This is a genomic window from Lacrimispora sp. BS-2, from assembly GCF_040207125.1.
In the GTDB taxonomy this organism is placed as follows: domain Bacteria; phylum Bacillota; class Clostridia; order Lachnospirales; family Lachnospiraceae; genus Lacrimispora.
On record NZ_CP157940.1, the window covers coordinates 1,238,398 to 1,256,272 of the forward strand.

Consider the following 17,875-nt stretch of genomic DNA (forward strand, 5'->3'; position numbering starts at 1 on the left):
TCCAGCTTGTGATCATATGGAATAACCTCAGGCCGGGCCGGGGAAAGAAAATGCAATGATATATAGAATAATAGTAACGGAAAAAAGAGGGCTGCGTATGGAATGACGCAGCTCTTTGTTTAATCTGTATTTTAGGTATAACTTCACATTATAGTACACATTCCTATTATTTAGTTGACAAAAAGATGCTGGATTGCTATCATTTAAGTTACTATACAAAAAGGCGGGGATATGGATGGAAAGAATCGTATTATCGTTGTTGGTTGATAACACCTCCGGTGTATTAAGCCGTGTGGCCGGACTGTTCAGCCGCCGTGGCTATAATATTGAAAGCCTTACGGTGGGTGTGACTGCGGATGAGAGATATTCCAGAATGACAGTGGTATCCACAGGTGATCAGGAGATATTAGACCAGATTGAAAAACAGCTTAGAAAGCTGGAAGACGTAAGGGATATCAAGGAATTAAAGCCAGGCAATTCTGTTTACAGGGAACTTATTCTGGTCAAGGTACATGCCAATGCCAGCCAGCGTCAGGCAATCTGTGCTATTGCCGATATTTTCAGAGCCACCATTGTGGATGTTGGAAGGGATTCCGTAACCGTCATGCTGACAGGAGATCAGTCAAAGCTGGATGCAGTTCTTAACCTGCTTGAAGATTACGAGATTTTAGAGCTTGCCAGAACCGGCCTCACAGGACTTTCCAGAGGCTCCGATGACATTCGCTATCTGCCTTAGGCAGTCTGGAATTGTAAGCTAGAGGTATTGTGGGAGGCGGACAGTGAGCCGTCAGCATGGTTCCTTTAACAAAATATATCAAGAGTCAGTATATGAGGAGGAAATAAAAGATGGCAAAGATTTACTATCAGGAAGATTGCAATTTATCCTTATTGGAGGGTAAGACCATTGCAGTGATTGGATACGGCAGCCAGGGCCATGCCCATGCGCTTAATTTAAAGGAGTCTGGATGTGATGTCATTGTAGGACTTTATGAGGGAAGCAGTTCCTGGGCAAAGGCAGAAGCACAGGGATTAACCGTTTATACAGCATCAGAAGCTGCAAAAAAGGCTGACATCATTATGATCTTAATCAACGATGAGAAGCAGGCTGCAATGTACAAGGAATCTGTAGAGCCTAATTTAAAGGATGGGGACATGCTGATGTTTGCCCATGGCTTTGCCATTCATTTTGGACAGATCGTTCCTCCGAAGAATGTTGATGTTACCATGATCGCACCAAAGGCTCCCGGCCATACCGTAAGAAATGAATATCTGGTAGGCAGAGGAACTCCCTGTCTGGTTGCTGTTCATCAGGATTATACAGGCAAGGCAAAGGACAAGGCCCTGGCTTATGCATTGGCTCTGGGCGGCGCAAGAGCAGGCGTACTGGAGACCACCTTTAAGGTTGAAACAGAAACAGATCTTTTTGGCGAGCAGGCCGTATTGTGCGGTGGTGTGTGTGCGCTGATGAAGGCTGGCTTTGAAACTCTGGTAGAAGCAGGCTATGCTCCGGAGAATGCTTATTTTGAATGTATCCATGAGATGAAGCTGATCGTGGACCTGATTTTTGAAAGCGGCTTTGCAGGCATGAGATATTCTGTTTCCAACACTGCTGAATACGGTGATTATATCACAGGACCAAAGATCATTACTGATGAGACCAAGAAGGCAATGAAACAGGTTCTTACAGATATTCAGGATGGAACCTTTGCAAAAGACTGGCTGTTAGAAAACCAGGTTGGAGGCACTCACTTTAATGCCATTAGAAAAAAAGAAGCTTCTCACCAGTTAGAAAAGGTAGGCAGCGAACTTCGCAAGCTTTACAGCTGGAACGACGGCGGAAAGCTGATTGATAACTAAGAATTATAACTGCAGGCAGTGGCCTGTCAAATTTAAAAGCCTGGAAAAAGCAAATCTTTTTCCAGGCTTTTAAATTTGCACGGGCAATGAGTCGAACGAACATGCCTGTATATTCAACCGGCAAATGCCGCAGCAGCTAAAAAACCCGCAAAGCGCGTTTTTCTTAGTTCAAGTATGAATCCCGGCCCCTCTCATAGCATCAAAAAAGTTCTCCATAGCCGTGGATAAGCCGCTGGGATTATAAGCGAACCCAACAGTTCTCTTCCTGATTGCCGATTCCAATGGAATCTGGATCAAATCTCCCCGGTCCACTTCTTCCTGGACAAATTCTTTGATCACACATCCGATCCCCAGTCCGATTTTAGCAAATTCGATCAGCAGATCCATGGTGGTGACCTCTAAAAGCTGATTTGGCACAATCTGATTTTCGTTCAGATATTCGTCGATGTACTTTCTGGTCATGTTGTTCTTGTCCAAAAGAAGAATATTTCCTGTCTGGAAAAGGTCTGCATCCGGCCCTTCCCTCAGATAAAGGTTATCCAGATAAGGTTTCGTAGCCACAAAAACATCATGGATGTCCATAACCGGCCGAAACAAAAGGGGGCGCCGGTTGGCAGGTTCTGCAATCAGCCCTAAATCAATCCGCTGCTGTTCCAGCATGGTGATCGTATGGGAAGTGGACTGGCTTTCAATAGAAATCTTAATATGAGGATACTTCTCAATGAATCCCTTTAAATAAGGAAGAAGTATATACTTACAAAGAGTATTGCTGACACCGATTTTTAAGTGTCCGATATTAAAATCCTTCACCCGCTTCAGTTCCAGTTCCCCGCGGTTTAATTCTTCAAAGGCTGTTTTTGTATGATTATATAGAAGCTTTCCTTCTTCCGTAAGCTGGACGCCTCTGGAATTTCTCGTAAATAAGGCCACCTCCAGGCTGTCTTCCAGCTTGCTGATGGATTTGCTGATGGCTGGTTGGCTGATGTAAAGCTCTTTGGCGGCCTTTGAGATATTACCGGCTTTGGCAACTTCATAAAATATCTTATAATGGGAAAGGTTATGATCCATGTTAAGGTCTCCTCTCATTTTTCTTCCTATCTTATAACTGGCTATTATATTAAATATTCATATTATGTATTTCTATTATATCAATAAGTATGTTAGAATGTAAAGCAAGAAAAAGATGTTACGGTTTGGCCAGGAAACGTGTTCTTTCCGCCAGATGGTGAATGGCATGGCTGAACTTTAATAGTGATAAACTAACAGGAGGACGCAGTCGATGGGAATGACGATGACCCAGAAAATATTGGCAGCCCATGCAGGGCTTTCCCAGGTAAAGGCAGGACAGTTGATTGAAGCGGAGCTGGATCTGGTATTGGGAAATGATATTACATCTCCGGTTGCCATTAAGGAAATGGAGAAGTTTAATAAGGAAACCATCTTTCATAAAGATAAGATTGCCCTGGTTATGGACCATTTTATTCCTAATAAGGATATTAAATCCGCAGAAAATTGTAAATGCTGCCGTGATTTCGCCGGCAAACACGAAATTACCAATTATTTCGACGTAGGGCAGATGGGTATCGAACATGCCCTTCTTCCGGAAAAGGGGTTGGTGGTTGCGGGAGATGCAGTCATTGGGGCGGATTCTCATACATGCACTTATGGAGCACTGGGAGCTTTTTCTACCGGCGTGGGCAGCACGGATATGGCGGCAGGCATGGTGACTGGAAAAGCCTGGTTCAAAGTGCCGACCGCAATAAAGTTTGAACTTGTGGGGAAACCCTCCAAATGGGTCAGCGGCAAGGATGTTATTTTACATATCATAGGCATGATCGGCGTAGACGGCGCCTTATACAAGTCCATGGAATTTTCAGGAGACGGCATCAGGAATTTGTCCATGGATGACCGTTTTACCATTTGCAACATGGCCATTGAAGCCGGAGGAAAGAACGGCATTTTTCCGGTGGATGATCTTGCAATCCAATACATAAAGGACCACGGGAAGCGTGATTACAAAATTTATGAGGCGGATGAGGAGGCCGAATATGAAGCGGTTTATACCATTGACTTATCCAAATTAGAGCCTACGGTTTCCTTCCCCCACCTTCCTGAAAATACCAGGACCATGGGCTCCTTTGGGGAGATCAAGATCGATCAGTCGGTGATCGGATCCTGTACCAATGGCAGGCTTGATGATATGCGAATCGCAGCCGCTGTCATGAAAGGTCATAAAGTGGCAAAAAATGTGCGCTGTATCGTAATTCCTGCCACTCAGGAAATTTATTTGCAGTCCATGAAAGAAGGCCTTTTAGAAATCTTTATTGAAGCCGGAGCTGTGGTAAGCACCCCGACCTGCGGTCCCTGCCTTGGGGGCTATATGGGAATCCTGGCGGCAGGAGAGCGCTGTATCTCCACCACCAACCGTAATTTTGTAGGCCGGATGGGTCATGTGGACTCAGAGGTATATCTGGCCAGTCCTGCGGTGGCGGCTGCAAGCGCAATTACCGGCCATATATCTGTGCCGGGCGAACTGGGATTATAGGAGGTTATAAAATATGAAGGCATGTGGATCTGTTTTTAAATACGGAGATAATGTGGATACGGATGTTATCATTCCTGCAAGATATTTGAATATCATAGATGGGAATGAGCTGGCAAAGCACTGCATGGAAGATATTGACAAGGATTTTGTAACCAATGTAAAAAAAGGAGACATTATTGTCGCAAATAAGAATTTTGGATGCGGTTCTTCCAGAGAGCACGCCCCTCTGGTAATCAAGTGTGCCGGCATAAGCTGTGTCATTGCCGAGACCTTTGCCAGGATTTTTTACCGGAATGCAATTAATATCGGCCTTCCTATTATAGAATGTCCGGAAGCTGCCAGAGCCATTCAGGCAGGAAATGAGGTTACGGTAGATTTTGACAGCGGCATTATCACCAACAAGACCACCGGCAAATCCTTTGAAGGGCAGGCGTTTCCTCCCTTTATGCAGGAAATCATTTCAGCAGGTGGGTTGTTCCCCTATATTAATAAGAAGAAATAGATGGTTTTCATGGAAAATCGGTCCGTAATTGCCAGGAATTGTATCCGGCAGTTACGGATCTTTTATTTACCAGCGGGCAGCGAGCCAATGTCGGGCTTCCTTGACTTCCTGACATTGCAAATAATGGGAATGCGTATTATAATAAGAAAAAATTCAAGGAGTTGATTTATATGGTAAAGACAAATGCAATGAGAATGCTTGACAAGGCAAAGATTTTATATACCACAAGAGAATACGAAGTGGACGAGCAGGATCTGTCCGGCAGCCACGCAGCGGATATGATGGGGGCGGATCATGGGAGCGTATTTAAAACTCTTGTATTAAAAGGTGAAAAAATGGGATATCTGGTCTGCTGTATTCCGGTTGACGGGGAACTGGATTTAAAAAAAGCGGCGAAAGCTGCCGGAGATAAGAAGGTGGAGATGATTCCGATGAAGGATTTGCAGGGAGTCACAGGATACATTCGGGGAGGCTGTTCTCCTATCGGCATGAAAAAACAATTTCCTACCTTTGTCGAAGAATCAGCCCGTTCCTACGGGGAAATTGTCGTCAGCGGAGGCTTAAGAGGGCAGCAAATCGTCATATCTCCCCAAGCCTTGGTTGACTTTATAAAGGGCAAATTTGCTTCGCTGACACAGAGTTAGTTTACATAAAACGAAGAAAGACAGGGACAAGTCTACCTGGTGATGTTGAATAATTAACATAAATGTAACACTATTGTAAAATGTTATTATAATATTGGCATAAAAATCAGGAACAATAATGCGAAAATATAGTATATAATGCACAAAGAGAAAAAGGAGGTGAAAAAATAGAAATTAAAATATCACAAAAATGTTAAATAGGCATTGACTTTTTTGGCAGGCTTCTTCTATAATTACGGACGTCACCAGGAAACGGCTGTGAAATGTAACCAGCCCAGGCAAGTGATATATGAGAAAGAGGTGTATATATGCTTACACTACGCTCTATCCTTCAGCAGATTTGTCAATTCTTCAGAGGGATGACCTTTAAGGTCACAAAGCGGATGTATCGTTCTTCCGCAGTTTTTATGGCGGGTGCGGCAATTATTACTGTTGTGGCGTTTACCTCAACAGGATTTGGAAGCGGCGGCAGGAATGCTTTAACGGCATTTGCAGAAACGCCGGAATCGGAAGACTCTCCGGATAATGAAGAAGTGAAAGAAGAAACCCTTAAGCAGGAAAAAGCTCAAATAAAACTTACGGAAGCCAGGATGCAGGCACAGCAGCTTGCCGGTAATTTTCTGGAAAAAGAGGTAATCCAAAAGCAGGCGCAGCAAGAAGAGTCCAGGGCAGAGATAGAACGAATCAATGCCAGGATCGCTTTGGAAGAAGAGGCAAAACGGCAGGCAGAGGAAGCCGCTAAAAAAGCGGAAGAAGCAAGAAAGGCGGCAGAAGCGGCAGCCATAAAGGCAGAGAAAGAAAGGGCCCTTCACGCTGCATCGGTGTCTACGGATGATTATCAGGTCTTACTGAGGATCGTGCAGGCGGAGGCCGGGGTATGCGACGACAAGGGAAAGATCCTTGTTGCCAATGTGATTTTAAACCGCGTAAAGAATGGAGAATTTCCCGACACGGTGAAAGGAGTCGTCTACGAACCCTCCCAGTTTTCACCGGTATCAAACGGCAGTATTAATTCCGTAAAAGTGACAGATGATACGAAACAGTGTGTTGACCGTGCCTTGGGAGGAGAGGATTATTCCAACGGAGCCCTGTATTTTATGAATCGGGGAGGCTCCAGGAGAGGGGCTATAAGCTGGTTTGATTCCCATCTGACCTATTTATTCCAGCACGGAAACCATGAATTTTTTAAATAAAAACATTGTAGAATATTCTGCTTTAGGTGTATACTATATGTGTTTGCAGGTACCCTTTGAATCTGCGGCCAAACTATACGATACATAAAAGGAGAGTATGATTATGATTTTTGACTCAGCAAAAAACCTTGATTTTTACAGAAACCTTGGAGTGGATGGAAGATACGAAAAGGCAGTTGATTTTCTTAAGAATACAGATTTAGAGAGCCTGGTGCCAGGCAAATATGAAATTGACGGTAAGAATGTTTTCGCTAATGTGACAGAGTATACAACGGTTCCCTGGGAGGAAGCCAAGTACGAAGCTCACCATAATTATACAGATATTCAATATATGATATCCGGTTCAGAAACCATGACATATGCAAGGATCGATGAACTGGCAGAAAAAGTACCTTATAACGAAGAAAAAGATGTTGTATTTTACGACAATGAAAATCCAGGCTTAAAGGTAGTTGTAAAGGCTGGAGAATATATGATTTTCAATCCCTGGGATGGTCATAAGCCAAAGGCAGCTGTAAGTGAACCGGCTATGATTAAAAAAGTGATTGTTAAGATCAAAGAAAACTGATTAGAGAACGGGAACCAATCCTTTGTGCAAAGGACCAGTTTCCGTTTTTTGTTTTATGGATTCCAGCTATCAGAACCGGACAAGACTGCTTCTTTTGTAAATTTTTCAAGATCAGCCTCTGTCAGCCGGTGAATCCAGTCCGGCCGTTTTTCCATTACAGCACCAGGACCGTAACTGCCGTATTCGCCATAGAAGGCATGTTTATGAGCAGCTTCTTTGTTCCAGTCATTCCAGCCTTCTTTGCAGATGTGATCATCCATAAAGCAGTTTAAAAGCACGATTTTCCCATACTCCCTCCAGGGACGTCCCAGATACGCGTTGTTGGCGGGACAGTTGCCTTCAAAGCGGCAGTTTGCCATGACGTAGCCATATTCCTGATCTTTTGGAGTGGAAGCAGCAGTCACATAGCTGCTTATTTCCATTCCCGTGTACTTGGAAAAAAAGGTGCAGCCTTCAAAATAAGCTGTGGCACTTCCGAAAATAAAGTCAATATCCCCCTCGAGGTAACAGTTTTTATAATAGTGCCGGCCATTGATCCGGGGGGAATGCTGCTTTGGTCCTATAAAACCATCCGGTTCGATTTCTTTTGGAGGAAGAGGACCGGTAAAAAGAGTGTCCTGGTTTCCCAGGAACCGGCAGTTTTCAAAAATCAAACGGTCCCCATCCGCATAAAGGGCCAGAGCCTGTCCAACGTCAGTACCGGTTCCCGCGCTGTTTTCAAATGTAAGATTCCTGGCGGTAAAATCATGGGTATCGATCAGGCAGGAATAGGTGCGGAAGGTGCCCCGTTTCATTCCAACCTCCATGGTCATGCGGGCATAAAGGCCGTAGGAGAGAATGGTGCTTTCCGCATCTTCCCCAAGAAAGGTTACGTGAGGAACCGTTACGGTGATCTGTTCTTCGTAAAATCCCTTGTGAATGTAGAGAAGGTGCTCCCCGGTATGATCGGCTGGAAGAGAACGGAGCGCTTCTCCAATGCTTTTAAAATCTCCGGTTCCATCTTTAGAAATATGAATCATAATTATCCTTTCTTTTGATTATTGTACACAAAATGCATATTTATATATTAAATATATCCATTTTATATGAAAAATGCAATCAAAATCATTGACTTTTTCTTAACAAAGTGAGATAATAGTCACAAATTTGGATTTTATAAAAGGAGGATTATTCTATGTCAACAAAAGCATATTATCCAATCAATGAAATTGGAAAAGGCCAACCAGGTTTTGCAACTACGCGTTCGATCATTGAAGCTCCGTTTTATGGAAACAACGTAATAAAAATCAATACTCTTAGAGAGGCATATGAACTGGCGAAGAATTCACCAGGAACTGTTGTAACGGACATGCCTGTATACAGAGGAGAGGAATTTGGCCTTGATAAGGATGCCAAGGTTCTCTTGTTTAATGATGGTGCGATTACCGGACGCTATGCGACTGCAAGAAGAATCGCAGGAGAACCCGGTGTAAATTGCGCTGCTCTTGACAAAGTTGTTATGGACGCAGTTTATGAAACCCGGTGGAAAACAATGTATCATGCACAGGTTTTTGTAGGTCTTGACCCTGAATTCATGGTGAAAGCACACCTCCTTATCCCGGAAGGTGAAGAAAATATCCTCTATAACTGGATGCTGAACTTCCAGTATATGTCTGATGAATATGCGAAAATGTATAAAGCTTCCAAGCCGGTCGGTGATGGAAAAGAAGCCGATATCTTTATCTTCTCCGATCCTCAGTGGAACGGTTCTGACCGTCCCGGAGTCGATCTTTCCTGTTTAAGCGATCCAAAGTGTTTATGCTACTTTAATACGGACCAGAACTGTGCGGCAATCCTGGGTATGAGATACTTCGGTGAGCACAAAAAAGGCACCCTTACGATGGCCTGGGCTCTTGCAAACCGCAACGGCTATGCTTCCTGCCACGGCGGACAGAAAGAATATAACTTAACCGATGGTTCAAAATATGTTGCATCTGTATTTGGTTTATCCGGCTCAGGAAAATCCACCATTACCCACGCAAAGCATGGCGGAAAATATGATGTTACGGTTCTTCATGACGATGCATTTATTATCAATACCGACACCTGCTCATCTGTGGCATTGGAACCTACATACTTTGATAAAACACAGGATTACCCGACCGGCTGTGAAGATAACAAATATCTTTTAACTGCCCAGAACTGCTCCTGTACCTTAGACGAAGACGGAAAGATCCAGCTGGTAACAGAGGATATAAGAAACGGCAACGGACGTGCCATCAAATCAAAATTGTGGTCTCCTAACCGTGTGGATAAGATCAATGCTCCGGTCAATGCTATTTTCTGGATCATGAAGGATCCTACCATTCCGCCGATAGTAAAGTTAAAAGGTTCTTCCCTGGCATCTGTTATGGGCGCAACTCTTGCAACAAAGAGATCCTCAGCGGAAAGACTGGCGCCGGGAGCTGATCCAAATGCCCTGGTAGTTGTACCTTATGCAAACCCATTCAGAACCTATCCTCTTGCCAATGACTATGAGAAATTTAAAAAGCTGGTAGAAGAGAAGGATGTAGATTGCTATATTATTAACACTGGTGATTTCATGGGTAAGAAGGTTCAGCCAAAGGATACCCTAGGCATCCTGGAAGCCATTGTGGATAAGACCGCCCAGTTCAAGCAGTGGGGACCATTCTCTGATATCGAAATCCTTGAGTGGGAAGGATTTGTTCCGGACCTTAGTGATGCCGCTTATGCAGAGCAGTTAAAGGCACGTATGGAAGACCGGGTGAAATTTGTTGCCAATACAGCCACTGTTAAGGAAGGCTATGACAAGCTTCCGGATGATGCCCTGGCAGCACTTCAGAAAATTGTTGAAGAATTGAAGTAAAATTTCATAGAGACGAAAAAGGGAGTCCCTTTTTCGTCTCTGTTTTTCTTAATTGCACTAAAAGAGGAGGCACCATGAATAAAGAATATTTGTTGTTTGATTTAGATGGAACCCTTACGGATCCCAAAGAGGGCATAACCAAGTCTGTCCAGTACAGCCTCCGGCATTTTGGGATTGAGGTGGAGAATTTAGATGAGCTTTGCTGCTTTATCGGGCCTCCTTTAAAGGACAGCTATATGGAGTATTACGGCTTTAGTGAGGAACAGGCAAGAAAAGCCATCGATATTTACCGGGAATATTTTTCGGAAAAAGGATGGTATGAAAATAAGGCCTATGAAGGGGTTTTGGATGTACTGAAGTCTCTCCTTAATGCAGGGAAAAAGCTTTATGTGGCATCCTCAAAGCCGGAAGTGTTTGTCAGGAAGATCTTAAAACATTTTGGGCTGGATTCCTGTTTTTTATTTATGGGAGGCGCCGACATGGAAGAAACCAGGGTAAAAAAAGCCGATGTGATCCGTTATGTTTTAAAGGAATGCGGGATCACCGATTTGGACAGGACGGTGATGATCGGAGACAGGAAGCATGATATTTTGGGAGCAAAAGAAACCGGGATTGCCTCTGTAGGGGTGTTGTACGGTTATGGAGACAGGCGGGAGCTTACGGAAGCCGGAGCGGATGTGCTGGCAGAAACAATTTTTGATTTGCAGAATCTTTTATAGTATGCTATACTGAGTCTCTAACGCTGGAAAAGGGTGATCCTCTCTTTTGCCGGTCCGGCAGAAAAGCCGGGATACATTACGATGATCAGGAGGAATACAAGAGATGAAAAAGGTGGAGATCGGATTCTGGGGAGTTGAATCTATCCTGGAATTTGTCTCAATTGCGGGAGCGTGTAAGGAAAAAATAAATTTGGCCTGCGGAGATAGAACGGTAAACGCAAAATCGTTGCTTTCTGTCCTGTCTTTGGCCACTGCAGATGGAGTGGAATTGATCATTCATGAAGAATCCTGCGATTCTCTTTTAAGACTCCTGGAACTGTATGTTGAGCATGGAAGACTGCTTGGCAGCAAACATATTGCTGTCTGATCCAATCAATAAAAATTAAAACTGACAGGAAAAGGAACTTGAAAAACAAATCAAAGTAGTGTATACTAAGACCATAGAAAACATGAGAAAGTAATTCCTGAGATGTACGACACTCTTACCTTTTTTGAACCTACATTATGACACATGGGATTCCAATATTTTCAGGTGGATGTCAGGCCTCCGTTTGCAGTGGAAGGCAGAAACCTGAGTGAGGTTGCCCACCTAGCTCGGCTAGGCGTCAATAAGTAAGAACCGGCATTTTGGGGTTACTAAAGAGAAAAGCAGCGAGAAATCGCTGCTTTAATTTTATGTAAAAGTATGGTAGAGTATAATAGATAGTAATTAAACTTAATAACTTAGGAGAATTTCGATGAAAGAGACAAAATTTCGGAACTACATCTGCTGGGGAGTCACAGCACTTTCCGTTATTGCTTTGAGCATAGCCTTTGCTTTCTTCCTTTCCAGATTCCAGGCTGTGAAAGGTATGGTAAAATTGGTCGTGGGTATTCTTATGCCTGTCATTTACGGGGCAGTGCTTGCATATCTTTTACTGCCGGTATATAACAAGTCCAGAGACATGACTAAGCGCCTGCTTTCTTCCATGTGGAAAAACAGGAAAGGGGTGAAGTCCGTATCCGGACTTATGGGAACTGTGGTCAGCCTCATTTTTCTGTTTGTGATCGTAGTCGGACTTTTCTGGATGATCATTCCCGAGATTTATACCAGCATTATGGGGCTCCAGGAGACACTGGGTGAGAATATGAATGATCTAGCCCTGTGGCTACAGAAGATGTTAGAGGATAATCCTTCTGTGGAACGGGCGGTCATTCCTATCTATGATCAGCTGACAAGCCATCTGCAAAACTGGCTGACCTCTGACCTGGTTCCCAACATGTCCACGTTAATCGGCAGCCTTTCCAGCGGACTGTTAAGCGTGGTGCTGGTTCTTAAGAACATTTTGATCGGCATTATTGTAATGGTCTATCTTTTAAACATAAAGGGAACCCTTTCGGCCCAGGGCAAGAAGATCATTTACAGCATATTTCCGTTAAAAGTGGCGAACCAGGCAATTGATGAAATCCGTTTTGTTCACCGGGTGTTTGGAGGGTTCATAACGGGTAAAATTTTGGATTCCCTGATTATCGGGATTATATGCTTTTTTCTTTTAAATGCCATGAAGATGCCTTATACGCTGTTAGTGAGCGTAATTGTAGGGGTAACCAATATCATTCCCTTTTTCGGTCCGTTTATTGGAGCCATCCCCAGTGCATTTCTGATTCTGCTGGTAAGCCCTGTCAAATGCCTGTATTTCCTGATCTTCATCCTTTTGCTCCAGCAGTTTGACGGAAATATTCTGGGGCCGAAAATATTAGGACAATCCACAGGTCTTCCCAGCTTTTGGGTGCTGTTTTCCATCCTGCTTTTTGGTGGACTGTTTGGCTTTGTGGGAATGATCATTGCTGTACCAACTTTTGCGGTGATTTACAGCCTGATTTCAAGGCTGGTGAACCGTTCCTTAAAGAAAAAAGATCTCTCCAATAAAACGGCGGATTATTATAACCTGGAACGGATCGAAGACGATAAAAAAACATATATGAGATAAGAGGAGCGCATGAATAAAAAGACATTTATTGGATTTGTTGTCGGTATTCCTCTTTTGGTTTTGATTCTCATTATTATTATTCTGGTGGGTGAACCGGAACCGGAGGGATTATCAAGAGGGGTGGCATTTAAGTCGGCTGCTCTTCTTCTTACCGATAGAGAAAGCTGTGAAAAGATGCTGTCGGACAAAAGTCAAGAATACTTTCCGGAAAAGGAACAGAATAACTGGTATGTGAAATACATGAATTACCTGTATGCAGAAGGTTATCTTGATCCCCATGAAATACCGGCAAAAAGGGATACTGCGGAAGGCTTTCTGACTTATAAAGAGGCGGAAAGCCTGGCGGAAGCTTTGGTTCCCGGATCGGGAAAAAAGATTCATGAAAGCGGCAAAAAGCAGAACAGGAAGATCCCATCAGATGAATGGTGGTATTTGTATGAAGAACTGAGGGAAGCGCTGGATAAGGAAGGAACGATCAAAGTGCTTGACGTATTTCTTTATGGCACTCCCACCAATGTAAAAACCGCAACAGCCTGGACTGCCTATACCAGCGGGGGAAATTATCAATTTGAAGGCATCAGCCTGGATTCTTACATAGACTGGGAGCTGAAGCTTCTGGTAAAGGGCAATGAGATCATCGCATTAAAAGAGGCGGTGACAGATTCCATAACCTATAAAAATGTCTGGCTGACCAGTGGAACGGGAGGAACATTCGGCGTATACTTAGGGGCCGTGGAACGTACCTTTCCTCTTGAGGCCTCTTTGGGACAGCCAGAGGATTTTGCCAATAACATTGCGGATATCAGTTTGAAAAAAGGGAGCTTACAAAAGGTTACCCTAAAGAAAAAGAAGATATCGGGGAAGGTTCTTGCGGTAAAGGATGCTTCTATTGAGGTTGAAGGATATGGCAGCTTAAAGCTTGATAAGGATTTTAAGGTGTACCGTTTGTATGGACAGTTTGAAGAACGCAGTATCTCTGATATTCTGGTAGGATATGACATACAGGATTTTGTTGTGGCCCATGGCAGGATATGTGCTGCTTTGCTGGTAAGGGAATTTGATGCAAAGAACATTCGTGTCCTTTTGATGAGCACTGATTTCCAGTCAGTCTTCCATCCGTCTGTAACCCTGTCTGCGGAAAGCGGTCTGTCATTGTCCTATGGAGATAAGGAGGTAAAGGTCCCTCCAAAGGCGGAAGTGATCATTGATACCGCAGATGAGCGGTTAAAGGCTGGGCGGATTGTAGCAGCACCTCTGGAAAAAGGAGATTCCATATCCGTGAATTCCATAAAAAGGTCCTATGGCATCCCATCCTATGGCGGCACGATTGAAGTACGAAAGGAAGCTGATGGGCTGGTTTTAATCAATGAGCTGTACCTGGAGGATTATCTGACCAAGGTCGTGCCCAGCGAAATGCCTGACAGCTATGAAAAGGAAGCCTTGAAGGCTCAGGCTGTCTGTGCCAGGACCTATGCCTACCGACAGATTCAAAGCAACACCTACAGCAAATACGGCGCTCATGTGGATGACAGCACCAGATTCCAGGTTTATAATAACCTGCGGGCAGCATCAAAGACAGAAGAGGCGGTACGTGAGACCTATGGAAAGCTTTTGTTTTACAATGAAAAACCGATTGAAGCTTTTTATTTCTCAACCTCCTGCGGACACACCACCGACGGCAGCATATGGGGAGGAGATCCGGCCCTGTTCCCTTATCTGGATGGCAGTCTTCTTCAGGACAGCAGGGGAGTATTAAACCTGTCAACAAACTCTGATTTTGAGGAATTTATAAAGAAAAAGGATTACCCGGCCTATGATTCCGGATTCCCCATGTACCGGTGGGAGACCACGGTCACCAATCGTCAGCTGGAGGAAGAGATCACCGAAGTCGGCTCTATTTTAAATATTACTGTGACAGAGCGGGGCGTAGGCGGAATCGTGAAGAAACTGAGGGTCGAGGGTTCCGACGGCATCATGACCATCAATGGAGAAGGCCAGGTGCGGGCAAAGCTTGGAAATAAATATATGGCCATCACCAAGCTGGATGGGACGCTCATGAAGAACTTTGATTCCCTTCCCAGTGCCTATATTGCAATAGAGAACCAGGGCGTTGATGATAATAACATTACAACTTTTCACATCTATGGCGGCGGTTTTGGGCATGGAGTGGGCATGAGCCAGAATGGGGCACAGGCCATGGCAAAGGGCGGAAAGAATTATGAAGATATCCTGAAATTCTTCTATCATGATACACAAGTACGGGAAGCAGAGCAGAGTAAGGAATGAGAATGATAGTTCCGGCGTAGGATGATAGAAAAAGCACAGGAATGTCGTATGCAAGATCAGAAGCTGGAAAATCTGTTAAACCTTGCCCTCAGCGCAACTCCTGAAGAGCGTGAAAAATCAGGCAATTTAAACGTAGGATATAATCCCGAGGAAAAATCATGGGATGTGATTGTAAAGCATTCCGGAGATATAAGCGGTCTTTCCCTGGTGGGAATCCGGGTAGAGCAGATGGTGAACGAATACTCCATACTTACAGTTCCGGAATCCCTTATTGATCAGTTGAGCTCGGTGCCCCAAATCGAATATGTGGAGAAACCAAAGAGGCTGTTTTTTGCCATCAACCAGGCAAAGTCGGCCTCTTGTGTCAATCTGGTCCAGCAGGGAAACAATATTCTTACCGGAAGAGGAGTTTTGGTAGCTGTCATTGATTCGGGAATTGATTATTACCACGATGATTTCCGGAACAATGACGGAACGACCAGGATCGTAAAGCTGTGGGATCAGACTTTGGATCGGGTGTTCACAGCAGAGGAAATCAATGCTGCCCTGGCTACCGGAAGCAGGACAGAGGCCAGAAGGCTGGTCCCATCCGTGGATATCAGCGGACACGGTACAGCCGTGGCATCCATAGCGGCCGGAAACGGAAGGGAAAACAGGGGACAATACCGGGGAATTGCTTTTGAAAGCCCGCTTTTAGTTGTAAAGCTTGGAGTCCCTCAGGAAGGCGGATTTCCCAGGACCACGGAGCTTATGCGTGCGGTCAATTTTGCGGTAAAAGAAGCTGTGGATATGCAGATGCCGGTAGCGATTAATTTAAGCTTTGGAAATACCTATGGTTCCCATGACGGAACCAGCCTTTTAGAGACATTTCTTGATGATTTATCCAATTACGGGAAGGCGGTAATTGTGGTGGGAACAGGAAACGAAGGGGTGGCAGGCGGTCATATTTCCGGAATCCTGACAATGTCAGGTCCCGAAGAAATTGAGCTGAGCGTGGGAGAGTACCAGCAAAGCTTCAGTGTACAGCTTTGGAAATCTTACGCGGATTTATTTGATATCAGCATTATAACACCTTCCGGTGCGGTAATCGGCCCCATCAGCAGCAGCCTGGGGCCTCAGACCATAAACTATAGAAACACCAGGATCTTATTGTACTATGGGAAACCCGGCCCTTACAGTGTGGCACAGGAAATTTATATGGATTTCCTTCCCCTTGATACCTATATAGACAGCGGGATATGGAGATTCCGCTTAACTCCCAGACAGATCGTGGAAGGCAAATACGATCTCTGGCTCCCATCCGCCGGCGTGCTGAGCGAGTCTACCCGGTTTTTAAGGGCCACGCCTGAAACCACTTTGACCATTCCCTCAACAGCCAACAAGGTCATTTCCGTGGGAGCTTATGATGACACCTATCAGTCTTATGCGGATTTTTCCGGCAGAGGATTTACAAGGAGAACCAACCTGGTAAAACCGGATCTGGCTGCTCCCGGAGTGGGAATCATTGCGGCAAGGACCGGGGGCGGCTATGAATCGGTAACAGGTACATCCTTTGCAACTCCCTTTGTCACCGGCAGCTCCGCCCTATTAATGCAGTGGGGAATTGTGGATGGAAGGGATCCGTTTCTCTTTGGAGAAAAAGTAAAGGCTTATTTTATCCGCGGTGCAAGGCCACTTCCCGGAATTACCCAATATCCTAATCCGGAGCTTGGATACGGCGCATTATGTGTGAGCGACAGCCTTCCTGTATAACTTGACAGGAAGAGGAAAAGCCATTGGAAAAATGGTTAAAATGCTTTATAATGAAATCAGTACTTTTGGGGAGGTGTGAAATGGAAGTCAGGCATGAACTTGTCATTCCCAATAACGACCTGCCTTTCCGGATGTTTATCTTTGAGGGAAGGGAAGGAAATTATAAGGTCACGAAACACTGGCACCATTCCGTTGAGATTTTTCTGGTTCAGGAATGGAAAATTGATTTTTACATCAACAGCAGCCATTTATCCCTGGAGAGGCAGGACTTTGTGCTGGTCAATTCCAATGAAGTCCATTCCATCGAATGTCCCGATCCAAATATCACCATAGTTCTTCAAATACCGGCAGAAGCCTTTGAGGAGTACATGGGAGAAGAATGCTATGTGAACTTTGAGAAAAAGGATGAGACTCAAAATAAGAGACTGACACAACTGGTCGTTTCCCTGTTTTCCATCTATAAAGAACAGGAATATGGTTACAGTCTGAAGGTGAAAAGCCTGTTTTATGAGCTTTTGTACCTTTTGGTTACGGAGTTTAAGTCGCAAACCATGGATAAGGAAGTCCTCCGCCAGAAAAGGCAGTTGGATAAGCTGTCAAAGGTCACTCAGTATATGAGGGGAAATTATGACCAGGACTTAAAGCTTGACCAGGTGGCAGGACGTTTTGGTTTCAGCCCTACCTATTTGTCCAGGATATTTCAAAAATATGCGCAGGTCAATTACCGTACCTATCTGATTGACTTGCGGGTCAAATATGCAGTCAGGGAACTGATCGGGACCAGCTGTGAGATTGGAGAGATTGCCATGAAGCATGGATTTCCTGACAGCAGAGCCTTTTCCAAGGCATTTAAGAAGCGGTATGGCTGTCTTCCCAGTGAATACAGGAAATATCTGGATGCAGGCAGATGACAGATGTTGCAATTATTTTAATATAGGGTATTATAATTACTGAAAATATGATATAATGTACC

At 44.4% G+C, this 17,875-nt stretch carries 16 protein-coding genes and 1 other RNA gene; 15 read left to right on the plus strand and 2 right to left on the minus strand.

The genetic code is table 11. From position 1 onward, the window contains the following. Positions 1–235: 235 nt before the first annotated feature. On the plus strand, positions 236–736 hold the full coding sequence (gene ilvN / locus ABFV83_RS05895) for an acetolactate synthase small subunit (protein ID WP_349947994.1): 501 nt from the start codon (positions 236–238) through the stop codon (positions 734–736). A gap of 110 nt (positions 737–846) precedes the next feature. Beyond that, complete coding sequence (gene ilvC, locus ABFV83_RS05900; protein WP_349947995.1) at positions 847–1,857, plus strand: ketol-acid reductoisomerase; 1,011 nt, start codon at positions 847–849, stop codon at positions 1,855–1,857. Positions 1,858–2,025: 168 nt separating this feature from the next. Here the strand turns inward: ilvC and ABFV83_RS05905 are convergent, their stop codons facing one another. After that, entirely contained in the window at positions 2,026–2,925 is a 900-nt protein-coding gene (locus ABFV83_RS05905; RefSeq protein WP_349947996.1) for a LysR family transcriptional regulator, read from the minus strand. Positions 2,926–3,136: 211 nt separating this feature from the next. Here ABFV83_RS05905 and leuC point away from each other — a divergent pair, with 211 nt between their 5' ends. The 5 genes from leuC to ABFV83_RS05930 all read left to right on the plus strand — a co-directional run bounded on the left by leuC (position 3,137) and on the right by ABFV83_RS05930 (position 7,309). Further along, on the plus strand, positions 3,137–4,402 hold the full coding sequence (gene leuC, locus ABFV83_RS05910) for a 3-isopropylmalate dehydratase large subunit (RefSeq protein WP_349947997.1): 1,266 nt from the start codon (positions 3,137–3,139) through the stop codon (positions 4,400–4,402). A 13-nt stretch (positions 4,403–4,415) separates the two neighbouring features. Further along, positions 4,416–4,904, plus strand: coding sequence for a 3-isopropylmalate dehydratase small subunit (gene leuD / locus ABFV83_RS05915; protein ID WP_349947998.1), 489 nt, complete (start codon positions 4,416–4,418; stop codon positions 4,902–4,904). 170 nt (positions 4,905–5,074) lie between these two features. Then, a complete protein-coding gene (gene ybaK, locus ABFV83_RS05920; protein WP_349947999.1) occupies positions 5,075–5,548 on the plus strand; it encodes a Cys-tRNA(Pro) deacylase in 474 nt (157 codons plus the stop codon). A gap of 308 nt (positions 5,549–5,856) precedes the next feature. Continuing rightward, positions 5,857–6,741, plus strand: coding sequence for a cell wall hydrolase (locus ABFV83_RS05925; RefSeq protein ID WP_349948000.1), 885 nt, complete (start codon positions 5,857–5,859; stop codon positions 6,739–6,741). A 103-nt stretch (positions 6,742–6,844) separates the two neighbouring features. Then, entirely contained in the window at positions 6,845–7,309 is a 465-nt protein-coding gene (locus tag ABFV83_RS05930) for a YhcH/YjgK/YiaL family protein (RefSeq protein ID WP_349948001.1), read from the plus strand. Between the two features lie 53 nt (positions 7,310–7,362). On the opposite strand, the gene ABFV83_RS05935 is transcribed toward ABFV83_RS05930, so the two are convergent. Continuing rightward, positions 7,363–8,328 (minus strand): pectinesterase family protein, encoded by a 966-nt coding sequence (locus ABFV83_RS05935; protein WP_349948002.1) that lies wholly within the window; start codon positions 8,326–8,328, stop codon positions 7,363–7,365. Between the two features lie 155 nt (positions 8,329–8,483). Between ABFV83_RS05935 and ABFV83_RS05940 the strand changes: the two genes are divergently transcribed. The 8 genes from ABFV83_RS05940 to ABFV83_RS05975 all read left to right on the plus strand — a co-directional run bounded on the left by ABFV83_RS05940 (position 8,484) and on the right by ABFV83_RS05975 (position 17,813). Next, positions 8,484–10,175: a phosphoenolpyruvate carboxykinase (ATP) gene (locus ABFV83_RS05940; RefSeq protein ID WP_349948003.1), complete on the plus strand. Its 1,692-nt coding sequence runs from the start codon at positions 8,484–8,486 to the stop codon at positions 10,173–10,175. A gap of 74 nt (positions 10,176–10,249) precedes the next feature. Further along, positions 10,250–10,894 carry an HAD family hydrolase gene (locus ABFV83_RS05945; RefSeq protein ID WP_349948004.1) on the plus strand — a complete coding sequence of 215 codons (645 nt, stop codon included), beginning with the start codon at positions 10,250–10,252 and terminating at the stop codon, positions 10,892–10,894. A gap of 103 nt (positions 10,895–10,997) precedes the next feature. Further along, positions 10,998–11,261 carry an HPr family phosphocarrier protein gene (locus ABFV83_RS05950; protein ID WP_349948005.1) on the plus strand — a complete coding sequence of 88 codons (264 nt, stop codon included), beginning with the start codon at positions 10,998–11,000 and terminating at the stop codon, positions 11,259–11,261. Positions 11,262–11,352: 91 nt separating this feature from the next. Next, positions 11,353–11,532, plus strand: a non-coding RNA gene (ssrS, locus tag ABFV83_RS05955) — 6S RNA. Positions 11,533–11,631: 99 nt separating this feature from the next. Then, positions 11,632–12,864, plus strand: coding sequence for an AI-2E family transporter (locus ABFV83_RS05960; RefSeq protein ID WP_349948006.1), 1,233 nt, complete (start codon positions 11,632–11,634; stop codon positions 12,862–12,864). A 9-nt stretch (positions 12,865–12,873) separates the two neighbouring features. Continuing rightward, positions 12,874–15,150, plus strand: coding sequence for a SpoIID/LytB domain-containing protein (locus ABFV83_RS05965; RefSeq protein ID WP_349948007.1), 2,277 nt, complete (start codon positions 12,874–12,876; stop codon positions 15,148–15,150). 48 nt (positions 15,151–15,198) lie between these two features. Further along, positions 15,199–16,902, plus strand: coding sequence for a S8 family peptidase (locus ABFV83_RS05970; RefSeq protein WP_349948008.1), 1,704 nt, complete (start codon positions 15,199–15,201; stop codon positions 16,900–16,902). 80 nt (positions 16,903–16,982) lie between these two features. Continuing rightward, complete coding sequence (locus ABFV83_RS05975; protein ID WP_349948009.1) at positions 16,983–17,813, plus strand: AraC family transcriptional regulator; 831 nt, start codon at positions 16,983–16,985, stop codon at positions 17,811–17,813. The last annotated feature ends 62 nt before the right edge of the window (positions 17,814–17,875 follow it).

What these genes read in the sequence shown, in the direction of transcription:
- ABFV83_RS05925 (WP_349948000.1), top strand. Translation starts at nt 5,857, where the DNA reads ATGCTTACACTACGCTCTATCCTTCAGCAGATTTGTCAATTCTTCAGA.
- ilvN (WP_349947994.1), top strand. Translation starts at nt 236, where the DNA reads ATGGAAAGAATCGTATTATCGTTGTTGGTTGATAACACCTCCGGTGTA.
- ABFV83_RS05935 (WP_349948002.1), bottom strand. Translation starts at nt 8,328, where the DNA reads ATGATTCATATTTCTAAAGATGGAACCGGAGATTTTAAAAGCATTGGA.
- ABFV83_RS05940 (WP_349948003.1), top strand. Translation starts at nt 8,484, where the DNA reads ATGTCAACAAAAGCATATTATCCAATCAATGAAATTGGAAAAGGCCAA.
- ABFV83_RS05960 (WP_349948006.1), top strand. Translation starts at nt 11,632, where the DNA reads ATGAAAGAGACAAAATTTCGGAACTACATCTGCTGGGGAGTCACAGCA.
- ABFV83_RS05930 (WP_349948001.1), top strand. Translation starts at nt 6,845, where the DNA reads ATGATTTTTGACTCAGCAAAAAACCTTGATTTTTACAGAAACCTTGGA.
- ABFV83_RS05945 (WP_349948004.1), top strand. Translation starts at nt 10,250, where the DNA reads ATGAATAAAGAATATTTGTTGTTTGATTTAGATGGAACCCTTACGGAT.
- ABFV83_RS05975 (WP_349948009.1), top strand. Translation starts at nt 16,983, where the DNA reads ATGGAAGTCAGGCATGAACTTGTCATTCCCAATAACGACCTGCCTTTC.
- ABFV83_RS05905 (WP_349947996.1), bottom strand. Translation starts at nt 2,925, where the DNA reads ATGGATCATAACCTTTCCCATTATAAGATATTTTATGAAGTTGCCAAA.
- ABFV83_RS05950 (WP_349948005.1), top strand. Translation starts at nt 10,998, where the DNA reads ATGAAAAAGGTGGAGATCGGATTCTGGGGAGTTGAATCTATCCTGGAA.
- ABFV83_RS05970 (WP_349948008.1), top strand. Translation starts at nt 15,199, where the DNA reads ATGCAAGATCAGAAGCTGGAAAATCTGTTAAACCTTGCCCTCAGCGCA.
- ABFV83_RS05965 (WP_349948007.1), top strand. Translation starts at nt 12,874, where the DNA reads ATGAATAAAAAGACATTTATTGGATTTGTTGTCGGTATTCCTCTTTTG.
- leuC (WP_349947997.1), top strand. Translation starts at nt 3,137, where the DNA reads ATGGGAATGACGATGACCCAGAAAATATTGGCAGCCCATGCAGGGCTT.
- ybaK (WP_349947999.1), top strand. Translation starts at nt 5,075, where the DNA reads ATGGTAAAGACAAATGCAATGAGAATGCTTGACAAGGCAAAGATTTTA.
- leuD (WP_349947998.1), top strand. Translation starts at nt 4,416, where the DNA reads ATGAAGGCATGTGGATCTGTTTTTAAATACGGAGATAATGTGGATACG.
- ilvC (WP_349947995.1), top strand. Translation starts at nt 847, where the DNA reads ATGGCAAAGATTTACTATCAGGAAGATTGCAATTTATCCTTATTGGAG.